At 57.4% G+C, this 11,444-nt stretch carries 7 protein-coding genes; 2 read left to right on the top strand and 5 right to left on the bottom strand.

Going from position 1 to position 11,444, the window contains the following annotated elements:
• Window positions 1-374 precede the first annotated feature (374 nt).
• Window positions 375-668 carry a heavy-metal-associated domain-containing protein gene (locus tag ABG80_RS08840; RefSeq protein WP_058087356.1) on the top strand — a complete coding sequence of 98 codons (294 nt, stop codon included), beginning with the start codon at window positions 375-377 and terminating at the stop codon, window positions 666-668.
• Window positions 669-1,183: 515 nt separating this feature from the next.
• Window positions 1,184-1,594, top strand: coding sequence for a hypothetical protein (locus ABG80_RS21920; protein WP_152987545.1), 411 nt, complete (start codon window positions 1,184-1,186; stop codon window positions 1,592-1,594).
• A gap of 541 nt (window positions 1,595-2,135) precedes the next feature.
• On the opposite strand, the gene ABG80_RS08835 is transcribed toward ABG80_RS21920, so the two are convergent.
• From ABG80_RS08835 to ABG80_RS08815, 5 genes are all read right to left on the bottom strand, one after another.
• Window positions 2,136-2,435, bottom strand: coding sequence for a CopK family periplasmic copper-binding protein (locus tag ABG80_RS08835; RefSeq protein ID WP_058087355.1), 300 nt, complete (start codon window positions 2,433-2,435; stop codon window positions 2,136-2,138).
• A 462-nt stretch (window positions 2,436-2,897) separates the two neighbouring features.
• Complete coding sequence (locus ABG80_RS08830) at window positions 2,898-5,366, bottom strand: cation-translocating P-type ATPase (RefSeq protein ID WP_058087354.1); 2,469 nt, start codon at window positions 5,364-5,366, stop codon at window positions 2,898-2,900.
• Window positions 5,363-8,788 carry an efflux RND transporter permease subunit gene (locus ABG80_RS08825; protein WP_058087353.1) on the bottom strand — a complete coding sequence of 1,142 codons (3,426 nt, stop codon included), beginning with the start codon at window positions 8,786-8,788 and terminating at the stop codon, window positions 5,363-5,365. Before ABG80_RS08825 ends, ABG80_RS08830 begins: the two co-directional genes overlap by 4 nt.
• Window positions 8,785-10,029 carry an efflux RND transporter periplasmic adaptor subunit gene (locus ABG80_RS08820; RefSeq protein WP_058087352.1) on the bottom strand — a complete coding sequence of 415 codons (1,245 nt, stop codon included), beginning with the start codon at window positions 10,027-10,029 and terminating at the stop codon, window positions 8,785-8,787. The genes ABG80_RS08825 and ABG80_RS08820 overlap by 4 nt, the downstream gene beginning before the upstream one ends.
• Window positions 10,026-11,219 (bottom strand): TolC family protein, encoded by a 1,194-nt coding sequence (locus ABG80_RS08815; protein WP_058087351.1) that lies wholly within the window; start codon window positions 11,217-11,219, stop codon window positions 10,026-10,028. Before ABG80_RS08815 ends, ABG80_RS08820 begins: the two co-directional genes overlap by 4 nt.
• Window positions 11,220-11,444 lie beyond the last annotated feature (225 nt).

The following is an 11,444-nucleotide window of genomic DNA, read 5'->3' as shown; positions in this document are numbered from 1 at the left end:
TGTGCTCATCTTCAGGTCCTCAAAACTCCCAGAAACTGAGCGTCATTGCACACAAACCTGGGAGTTCTGACCATCCCCAGTTGCCAGGTTTGATCAGTGTTCATCGAGGATGTGGCAGTTTTGCAGGGCCGACGACGTACAACGCCAAGCGTCTTGTCTGGCTGGTCAGCCATGACCCCATGCCGAGAGCGCCATGAGGGCCGAGGTGCGCCCGCAGAGTCCCCAAATGGGGTTTTGCAGGGCGCCTGCGGCCACTGCGGGCCTTGTCACGTCCTGCCTGCGTCCTCAAAACCCTCTGACTTGGCACTTGTGGGTCACTTCGCGCCGGATCGCCGCGAAGAACGGGTTACGCGAAGTGCCCATTGGAGCCTGAAATGAACACCATCGATCTGGAAGTCAAGGGCATGAGTTGCGACTCGTGCGTCAAGCACGTCACCCAGGCGCTGCATACACAGAGCGGCGTCCAGCAAGTGGATGTGAACCTGCAGTCCGGCCATGTCAAGGTCAGCGGTGATTTGCCTGCCGATGCGCAGACCCTCATCGCGGCCCTGGATGCAGCAGGCTATCCCGCCAAGCTGACCACCTCTGCCTTGCCTTCTGCTGACAAGCCGTCTGGCGGCTGCGGCAGCAGCACCGGCAAGGCCAAAGGCGGATGTTGCTGTGGCTGATCGCGAACGCTGAACGCTACTCACAAGACCACCGGCGCGTCCGGTAGTTCCTTGTGCGCGTGCCCTGCGAAGGGAAGTGCTGCGAGCGTAGCTTGACTACTGCGTGAATGCACGTGACGGCAACTTGTTCGTGCTGGGCACTGCGAAATGGGGGCGCCATGCGCAGCACAGTGACTCTCATACGCCCGATCTGACCAGGCGAGAGCCTTCGGGTGCACGAACAGCTTTCGGGCCTGTCACGTTCAGGCGACGATCCCGCACTCAAGCTTGCCTTCGTCCTGCTAGTGCGCCATCACTGAAAACAACGGTGCTTCAGCGTGTTGTCGTGCCTGCGATCTCAACTGGATATCGCTTGTGATCGATCACTGGTGACAAATACATTACCCACGACAACGCAAACTGCCGAGCAAAAGGGCCGACTCTGTCTGTCATTTTTGGTGGCACCGTTTCGCTGCCCTCCGACTCACTGAAGTATCTTTGGCGTTGCTGATGCAATGAACGTTACTAGAAATTCAATGTCGATTATTCAGCCTCAAAAAACCATGGAGCCTTTCATGCGCATGCGTAGAATTTCAAAAGCGAGCATCACAATGGTCACGCTCGCCTCGGTACTATTCGGTGGCTGCGCATCCAATGCACCAGCGCTGTCCTCGCATGAGCTACCAATGCGAGTCGAAGCCGCTAGAACTCGTGCAGACCATGATGCAATTGCCCTTCACTATGAGCGGGAGGCGACAGCGGCCCGCACAACGGCCGACAGGCATCGTCGACTTGCGGAAACATACAAAGGACACGTACTGGATGGGCGCGGCTGGGCAAGCATGAGCGCTCATTGCATAGCGGTGGCGACGAACTATGAAAAGCTGGCAGCAGAATTCGACAAAATGGCTGCGGAGCACCGTGAACTAAGCAAATCGATCGAATAATACTTGTCGCGTGCCGATATATCGATCGCAGTCCGCGATAGTTTGGTCTTGGCTGTGCGGGTAGTGGCACTCGTTTGAACGACCTGAACAACAGCGCCCAAGGGGGCCTGCAACGGTAAACTGTTGTTCAGCAGATTACTCGCCACCAAGGCGAATCGCTTGCTGACAATCCAGAATGTTGACCGCAACCTTATCACCGACGTTGACTGTTCGTTAGCAGGGACCGGCGCTATCTGATGAAGAATCAACGTGGCACTTCCGCCAGTAGAGTGGCCTATCAGGGCGAAATCAGTAAAATCTGAGCGATCAATCAAGCTTCGACGGCAGTCCTTGTCGGCATGCTTGAACAAGGAATTTCGCACCCCGACAGCTAAAACCGTCCCGCGACGCCATCCGCTGTGATATCCCTCGACCTCACCTGGCACCAGGGCACATCCGGTCATCGCGAAAAGTATGGCGACCCAAAGAAGAATAGCAAGTCGCACAGGGGGCCGAGAGAAAGTATTGCAACATCTCATACGGCCCCTCGCAATCAAACCATTTACTTCGTCGTTTCGTGCTGATTACCAGCCCGACGCTGATGCCCCAGCGACTCAACGCGAGCGACCTCATCACCAATCATGATCAAACGTTCGCCACTTTTGGTTTCCATGATTACGCCAGGCTTCATGCGAACGGGCTTGCCATTTTTGTTTTCCATGCCCATTTTGCCGCCTTCAAAGAGAAAGACCTTTGAGCCATCAGTCAACTCATAAACCTTCTCAACGCCCTTATTGTCAGCAGCGAATGCCGAGATTGCAACCACACAGCCTGCAGCAGCGATCAAAATTTTCTTGAACATTTAGATTCTCCTTTTCACGTTAAAAAAACCAACCAACCAACCAACTCTTTCCCTTGATTTTTTGATTCAAAGTTTGAATCACCTGAAATGCGCCGGACACGCAATGAGGCTCAATCACCCGGGTAGACATGACCTAGCGCCATTAACTGCATACGCTTTCCATTGTTCACTGGCCGAGCTTCGGATGCAACAAGTTATGATTCCTGCGAATTTGCATTGCGATGGAACGGGCAGATACGCGCCTAAATAGTTGTATTTTGACAATGGATCCGCCCCGAAACGGGGCATTGCCCAGCAGTGGTGCGCGATCTCATCGGCAACGATTGGCTTGACCCCAGCCATTGACGTTCAAGCATGTTCAACATTTTGTCCAGTTGTCTTTGTCTCTCAACGCTAGGCGTTGCGCTTGGGTTGACATGATGCAACGACCGTGCCAAGGCGAGCAAACTGCGCAAGGGTTCCTCATTGCCCTGGCTGAGATGGGTTCGCAGGAAAACCATGCGCTTTGGTAAGCCACCACCTTCTGCACACTTTTCCCAGCTCAAGCACAACAAGAGGCATAAAACCTATGGCGAGCGACAGACCGCAGTCGGCAAGACTTATTGCGCCGATACTGAAGAGTTTCTGAGTAGCAGGTATATGGTGAAGACCCAGTTGCAGCATAACGGACAGCACGACGATGAGAAACAGTTTCATATTGCTGAAAAGACCTATTTCCCAGAACGGGCGATCTGGATCTCGGGCGGAAAAGGCGCGAAGCAATTCGCCGAATACCAAAACGGAGAAGGCCAAATTACGCGCCTCTTCAAGGCTGCGAGCCTCCAAGGCCCAGATGAAGACCGCCATCACCAGTATTGCCTGCAGCGCACCGGCAAAAAATATACCGCGCCATTCGCGTGCGCCTATAAGGGGATCGCTCGCCGGCCGAGGGGGGCGATTCATGATCGACGAACTGCTTCTATCCGTGACCAATGCGAGCGCCGGAACACCGTCGGTCACCAGATTGATCCACAACAACTGTAGAGGCAGCAAGATCGGCGGGTATCCCATAACCGCCGCAATAAAAACAACCGAGAGTTCGGCCACGTTGCCCGCCAGCAGATAGGCAATGGCCTTGCGGATGTTCTCGAAAATGCTACGCCCCTCCTCCACTGCCGCTACGATCGTGGCGAAATTGTCATCCGCGAGGACGATGTCGGCTGCCTCACGGGTCACTTCCGTGCCGGTCTGCCCCATGGCAATGCCAATATGGGCCTCTCGCAATGCGGGCGCGTCATTGACCCCATCGCCCGTCATCGCGACGATCGCGCCCCGCGACTTCCAGTCGCGAACGATGCGCAACTTGTCTTCCGGTGTTGCTCGGGCATGAACTGTTTCGCCTGGATCTTCGCCTGGCTTGAGCATGCCCAGTTCACGTGCGATGGACTGGGCCGTCAGATGGTGATCGCCCGTGATCATCACGGTCCGAATGCCGGCCGCAGATGCGCGTGCGATTGCCTCAACGGCCTCTGTTCTCGGAGGATCTGCAATACCCAGCAGCCCGATCAACTCCAACCCTGCCTCGCGATCCTCCCGGCCAACCGCCACGCACAGGACGCGCAGGCCACGCCCCGCCATCTCTGCGGCGGACTCCATCATGCCCGCAGGGATCAGGCTGGCCTGCCCAGCAAGAGACTCCAAAGACCCTTTGGCATACAGCACGCCGTCGGAGCGAAAGATCGACATGCGCTTGCGATCTGCATCGAATGGGTAGATCGACACCCGCGCTCGCACCGCCTCAATCTGTTCGCGTTTGATCCCGCGTTGAGCCGCAGCCACCACGATCGCCACCTCGGTGGGATCGCCAACGCCACTGAGCTCATCTTCGGACAGATCTGCATCGCAACAAGCGGTCGCGGCATCAAGCACCTGGCGTTGGTCAACACCCCATATCTCGCGAACGGTCATGACTCCCGTGGTCAAGGTCCCGGTCTTGTCGGTGCAGATGACGGTGGCGCACCCCAATGTCTCGACTGCCGTGAGGCGTCTCAACAAGGCATGGCGTGCGGCCATGCGCTGCATCCCAACTGCCAATGCAATGGTCACGATGGCTGGCAGCCCTTCCGGAACCGCAGCCACAGCGAGCGAGATGGCGGACAGCAGAACCTCCATGCCGCCCAACCCCTGCTTCCATCCCAACACCGCCACAGCGACCACAATTCCAAGGCAGATGAGCATGAGTCGCCGACTGAGCGCGGCGAGACGCTGCTGCAGAGGCGTTGATTCGTCCTTGGCGGTTGAAAGCAGATGGGCGATGTGGCCCAGTTCTGTTTGCATGCCAGTGGCTGTGACTTGCGCGACACCTGTCCCCGTTGCGATGTTGGTTCCTGAGAAAACATGATCGCAACGCTCGGCCAGCGGTGCATTGGGCGCGCTAGCCTTGGTCGATTTGCCAACGGGCGTACTCTCGCCAGTGAGTGCTGCCTCCAGGGTGCTCAGCACATTGGCTTCAAGCAGGTGAGCGTCAGCCGCCACGATGTCTCCGGCTTCGAGCACAAGGATGTCACCAGGCACGACCAGTGCGGCCGGTATCACCTGGAGATGGCCATCGCGCATGACCCTTGCTCTCGGGGCCGTCATCGACCTCAAAGCCAGTACAGCTTTCTCAGCCCGATACTCCTGGAAGAAACCGACGAGTGCATTGACGATGACGATGGTGCCAATGGCGATGGCATCAATGACTTCGCCAAGGGCGGCAGACACCAGGCACGCACCGAACAACAACCAGATGACTGGGCTGTTGAACTGACCAAGAAGCAATTTCCAGGCTGGCGTACTGGACTCGCGCACCAACTCGTTGGACCCGATCTCTGCCAGCCGCTGTTTAGCCTCCTGGCTGCTCAGACCGGCATGGCCGCTTTGCTGGGCAGGTGTGGCACTTGGATGGGTCATGGTTGAACCGACTCCTCTTTCGGCAGATGGGCGAACTGCCAACGACGCCATATTGCATAGGCGGCCGGCAGAACCAGTAGCGTCAAGAACATGCAGAACCACAAGCCGCCCACGACCGGCGCCGCTGTACGAGCCGAAAGATCGGCGCCCACACCCGACTCCCAGAGCAGGGGCATCAAGCCAAATACCGTGGTGGCAACTGTCATCAGCATTGGGCGAAGACACATTGACGTCCCGTCTACTACGGCCGCATCAATATCTTCAGCGATGCGCAGGCGACCTTGGCTCGCCGCATCCTTGTAAGCCTGATCAAGATACGAAACAACCACGATGCCTGTTTGCGCTGCAACGCCCCCCACTGCGATCAATCCAACCCAGACTGCAGTGGACAGGTTGTAATCGAGATAAGCCAACATCCATATGCTGCCAGCAATAGCAAAGGGCAGGGCCAGCATGACCAGCCATGTCTGAGCCCAGCCCCCCATCGACATGTACAACAACGCAGCTACCAGCACCAGTGTCAGAGGAATCACAGTTTTCAAACGAGACTCCATCTCCGCCATGAATTCATACTGGCCAGTCCATTGGAGGCGAAATCCAGTCGGCAGAGTAAGCCGCTTTTCAACAACTTCCTTGGCGTCCTTCACCCACCCGCCCAAGTCGCGTTTCGAGCTGTCGATGTCAGCAAAAACATAGCCAACCAGTGTGCCGTTCTCGTTCTTGATCATCGGTGGCCCGCTGACAACTTGAACGTCAGCCAGTTCAGCAAGTGGCACGATCGTCCCGGCTTGCCGCCATCGGTCCCAGTCATTCCCGCTGCCCGCCGACGCCGGCATCTTGCCGGAGCTTGTGGACATGCCTGCGCTAGCCATGCCACCTCCAGCCATGCCGCCCGAGTCTCCCATCGCGGCACTCCGCGATTGGACTTCGGGCTGACCTGTGGGTGAACTGCCGCCGCCCGAACCTTGCCCACCCACGAATGAGAGGGGCTTGGGAGCAGGAATCGGTATCAACAACTCCTTTAATGCTTGCGGGTCAGTGCGGAAGTCAGCGCCGTAGCGCACATTAACTGAGTAACGGGCGCGCCCGTCAATGATGGTGGATACAGACATCCCGCCGACGCCTGCTTCGACCGAATCCAGCACATCGCGCACGCTCAAACCATAGCGCGCGATTGCATCGCGCCTGGGCACGATGTCAATGTACTCACGCCCGCTTTGGCGTTCAGCAAACGTGCTGCGAGTTCCCGGTACTTCACGCAGCATTCCTTCCAGCTCAAGACTGAGCCGCTCGATTGCCGCCAGATCTGGGCCGAAGACCTTGATCCCTACTGGTGTGCGCACACCAGTGGTGAGCATGTCGATTCGGGTTCGAATGGGCGGTGCGATGGCCATTTGATAGCCGGCCATGCGCAAGGCTTTGTCCAGATCGCGCGAGAGTTCTGCGATAGTGCGCTGGCGACGCTCTGGCCAGACAAGTCTCAGGCCGACTTTCAGCCACTCTGGAGCCTGGTCGCTGTACCACCGCTGCGTTGGGATCGTTGGCCACTTTTCCTGGGGCTTCAACGTCACAACCAACTCACTCATGTCCAATTGGGCTGGGTCGGTTGCAGTTTCCGCGCGACCGGCCTTGCCGTGCACAGTCTCCACTTCTTCAAAGCTTTTGATAATGCGGTCCTGGGCGGTCACCGCACGCCGCGCTTCTTCGATTGAAATGCCAGAAAAGGTCGTTGGCATCACGAGCAATGAGCCCTCATCCAGCGGAGGCATGAACTCTGAGCCCATGCGCGTGAAGACCGGAACCGTCGCGACCATTGCCAACACTGATATGGCAACCACCACATGACGATGGCGTACGACAAAGGCAGAGATGGGTCGGTACCAACGCCCAAATACCCGATTCAAGGGATTCTCCGCCTCGGTGCGAAAGCGACCGCGCAGAAACCAGACCAAGAGTGGTGGGGCCAAGGTAATCGACAAGACAGCCGCAACAAACATCGCCAGTGTCTTGGTGTATGCCAGAGGTGCGAACAGCTTCCCAGCCTGTCCGGTCAACGTCAAAATTGGCAAGAATGCCACCGTGATAAGAAGCAACGAGTAGAAGATCGGCCGTCCTACTTCTTTACACGAATCGATGATGATGCGGATGCGATCCTCAGGACGCGAGTTTTCCGCGAGCTTTTTGTGAGCATTTTCAATTTGAACGATAGCCGCATCACTCAACTCACCAACCGCGATGGCAATGCCGCCCAGCGACATGATGTTGGCCGACAGACCGAGGTAGCGCATACCGATGAACGACAGCAAAACAGACATCATCAAGATGATGAGCGCAACCAGAGCCGAGCCAGTATGCATTAAGAATATCAGGCAGATGAATGCAACGATCGCACCTTCAATTATTAAGGTTTCCCTCAGCGTTTTGATCGATCCCTCGATCAGTTCGGATCGGTCGTGCGTCACCTTCAGGCGCACGCCGGGCGGCAGAGACAACTGGCCGATCTGGGTTTCCAGAGCGCGAATCACCTCTAGGGCGTTAGAGCCCAGGCGCATGACGACAATGCCGCCGACGACTTCCCCTTTGCCGTCCAGATCAGCCGCACCTCGTCGAATATCTGATCCGAATTGCACACTCGCAACGTCTCGGAGCAGGATCGGCGTGCCACCACTGGACACCGAAATCACGCTCTGCTCCAAGTCCGCCAGGGTCTTCGCATAACCCCGGCCCCGCAGGACATATTCGCGCCCCCCCATCTCCAGTACCCGCGCCCCGACTTCCGCATTGGAGTCACGAACGGCGCGTGAGACATCCATCGGCGTGACGCCATAGGCAGCAAGTTTCTTCGGATTCAGGACAATCTGGTATTGGCGCTCAAAGCCACCAACCGAGGCCACTTCTGCAACCCCTAGTACGCCCTGCAACGCAGGGCGTACGGTGAAGTCCTGCAACGCCCTCAGATCAGCTAGATTCATGCGCCCAGAGGTGTCCTCCAGCACGTACTGATAGATCCAACCTACGCCACTGGCATCTGGGCCAAGCGTTGGCACCACGCCTATGGGGAGTTGCTGCTGAACGCGCCCAATCTGCTCGGACACGCGAGTTCTGGCCCAATAAATGTCCGTTTCATCACCAAAAATGGCATAGATGAAGCTCATGCCGAACATGGAATAACCACGAACAGTGCGCACACCGGGCGTGCTCTGCAAGGCCCGCACGAGCGGGTAGGTAATTTGGTCTTCGACCAAGTCCGGACTGCGTCCCATCCAGTCGGTAAAGACAATCACCTGAGGGTCAGATAGATCTGGCAGAGCGTCGAGCGGCGTCTTGCGTATGGAATCCACCGCCCACAGCGAAAGTATGAGCGTAATACCGAGAACTATCCAGCGATGCTGTGCGCACCATTCGATGATGCGCTCAATCATTGTTTGTGCTCCTCATGCTTCTCAGAAACAGCTGGCGGAGTGGTCCCGCTTTTCTTATCGGAGGGCGAACCGCCATGGCCGGAATGCACTGCACCGCCAGAGGCCCGCAAGCGACTTTCCGAGTCGATCAGGAAGACACCCGACGTCACAACACGCTCGCCAGCCGCCAGCCCCTGAAGAATTTCAACGCGGTCAGCCAATTGGGCGCCCACCTTGACTTCCCTAGGTTCAAAAACATTCGGCGCAGTCTGGACGAATACATGCCGTTTTTGCCCCGTGTCGACGACCGCGTCGCGCTTCACCGTGAGCGCATCCCGAGAGACACCGGCAAACTGAGCGCTGCCGAACATACCAGGGCGCAACACCCCGGCAACATTCGGAACTGACAAGCGGACGCGCACTGTCCTGGTCCCCTCTGTGAGCGTCGGGTAGATGTAGCTAACACGAGCCGAAATGGGCTCGCGACCAGAGGCGGGGAAGGTCAGCGTCGTCATCGTCCCCACGCTGATGCGCGAGGCATCTGACTCTGCGACTTCGGCGATCACCCATACTTGAGACAGATCGGCCAGCGTAAGGATCTCGGTTGAGGGGTCGATCGCAGTACCCTCGGTGACACCACGGTTGAGCACGATGCCGCCTTTCGGCGCCGTAATCGTCACCAGTCGACGCACCGTCCCAGTAGCCTCAATGTTGGCTACTTCTGCATCGCTCATGCCCAACAATTTCAAGCGTGTGCGGGCCGCCTCCAACACGACGCTTGCGGGACCACTGGCAGCACGACGCAATGCTGAAAGGTATTCACTCTGGGAGGAATACAACTCCTGAGAGAAAACGGCCCCCAGCGCCTGTCCTGCCCGGACTTGCTGTCCTGTCGTGTTGACGTACAGCGCTTCCAGCCACCCCGCCACGCGTGTGTGGACATGCGTCACTCGCGATTCGTCAACAGAGACCGTGGCAACAGCGCGGACTGGATCATTGAACACGCCAAGCCCTACCGACTCGATCTGTACGCCCAGTGTCTCGACCTGATTTGATGGCAGTTCAATGGCCTGGCGAGCCGCAGGAGCGTTCAGCGGACGGCCCTTGTCAACAACTGGCGAGGTCGAATGGGCGAGCGGGCTCCCCCCACGTTGAGAGAACGGCCAACCCTGCCGTTGGTCCTGGACCACGAGAAATGCGACGAGCAGGCCGACAGGGAGAGTGGCGCTCACGATCAGAGTAAATCGGCTGATGTTTTTCATTGCTTATTTTCCTGAGCCTTCCCGATTGCACGATCCAGCCTTACCCACGCTTCACCGAGTGCGGACTCAGCCATGATCAACTCTGCTTGCACGCTCCAAAGTGCGCGAGCGGACTCGATAGCGGCAACCAACGACCCTTTGCCTGAGGCATAACCAGCAAGAGATGAGTCCACTGCTATGAGCGCGCGTGGCAGCACTTCCGATTCAAGCGCGCGCAATTGCGTGCGAACCGCATTGACTTTTTCCCTACCGGCAAGTACCTCGCCCGCGACCATGCGCCGCATGGAATCCAAATCTGCATCTGCCATGCGCTGCATGGCCTGCGCCTCGGTCACACCTGCGTCCAGGCGCTCCCTCCACAGCGGTACGCTCACACCAATCATGAACATCGCGCCGCGCCCCTCGGCCATTGTTGAGGCCTCACCGATCCGAATCATGGCCATGGGCTTGTACATCGTCCGCATGACCTCCAGATCGGCTTTTGACTTGGCCACTTCGGCTACCCCTGCCGCCAATTCAGGTCGATTTGAAAAGGCTTGATCAAGCAAGTTGGCGTCCGGTCCAGGTTCTTCGCGATTGGGCTTGTATTGCAACGCAGGAATGGCCTCTTGTGCCGACCGCCCCAGGCTGACATTGAGCATGACTTCGGCAGCTCGAATCTGTGCGGCAAGGGACTGCTGCTCCGCCCGCAAGCGTGCGACTTCAACCTCGGCGCGCAAAACATCCGCCTGCACGCCGGAGCCACTGGAGTAACGACTGGCTGCTGCACTCACAAGTTGTCGGGCCAGCGAGATCTGCTCTTCGATAACGCCCTTCATGCGCCGGCGCTCATAGAGCATGAAAAAACTCCGTTGCGCATCAAGGACAACATCCAGTTCAGTACCGGCTACGAGAGCCTTGGCGCGATCTGCTTCCGCACGGGCTGCATCCGCGCGATGAGCGCGCACCCGAGAAAGCGGAAATTTCTGTTCAATCGCAAAGCTCTTGTTGTATCGCCTTCCGCCCTCCATCATCGGATTGTTGTATGGGTAGTGATCGATAGAAGCCGAGATCATCGGATCTTCAAGGGCTGAGACAATGTTGGGGCGCTGCGCTGCAGCTTCAGCGCGGGCCTTGGCCACCAACACCTCAGGCCGGCTACCTAATGCGATGGCAGTCACATCAATCAGCTTCAGCGGATCTGGGAGCATTGACTCTGCTATAGCCGAGCCCGCTGCACAGGACGCTGAAAGAAGAAAAATGAAACTGCGGATGTGGAGTCGACAGGACAAAATGCCACCTTCTTTTACAGAGCCCCTTGGGGCGTTGAAGCGACTCAACCACGGAGCAATTGGGGGTAAGGCGATGCCAAATCTCAGCACAGTCAATCTCGCCAAAGAGCCTTGAAGATAACTCAAGACACATTTTTTTTATGT

The sequence above is a fragment of the Aquabacterium parvum genome (assembly GCF_001447195.1).
GTDB classification, from domain to species: domain Bacteria; phylum Pseudomonadota; class Gammaproteobacteria; order Burkholderiales; family Burkholderiaceae_C; genus Aquabacterium; species Aquabacterium parvum.
This window is presented reverse-complemented; position numbering and strand designations above follow the sequence as displayed.

What these genes read in the sequence shown, in the direction of transcription:
- ABG80_RS08815 (WP_058087351.1), bottom strand. Translation starts at nt 11,219, where the DNA reads ATGCTCCCAGATCCGCTGAAGCTGATTGATGTGACTGCCATCGCATTA.
- ABG80_RS21920 (WP_152987545.1), top strand. Translation starts at nt 1,184, where the DNA reads ATGTCGATTATTCAGCCTCAAAAAACCATGGAGCCTTTCATGCGCATG.
- ABG80_RS08820 (WP_058087352.1), bottom strand. Translation starts at nt 10,029, where the DNA reads ATGAAAAACATCAGCCGATTTACTCTGATCGTGAGCGCCACTCTCCCT.
- ABG80_RS08830 (WP_058087354.1), bottom strand. Translation starts at nt 5,366, where the DNA reads ATGACCCATCCAAGTGCCACACCTGCCCAGCAAAGCGGCCATGCCGGT.
- ABG80_RS08825 (WP_058087353.1), bottom strand. Translation starts at nt 8,788, where the DNA reads ATGATTGAGCGCATCATCGAATGGTGCGCACAGCATCGCTGGATAGTT.
- ABG80_RS08835 (WP_058087355.1), bottom strand. Translation starts at nt 2,435, where the DNA reads ATGTTCAAGAAAATTTTGATCGCTGCTGCAGGCTGTGTGGTTGCAATC.
- ABG80_RS08840 (WP_058087356.1), top strand. Translation starts at nt 375, where the DNA reads ATGAACACCATCGATCTGGAAGTCAAGGGCATGAGTTGCGACTCGTGC.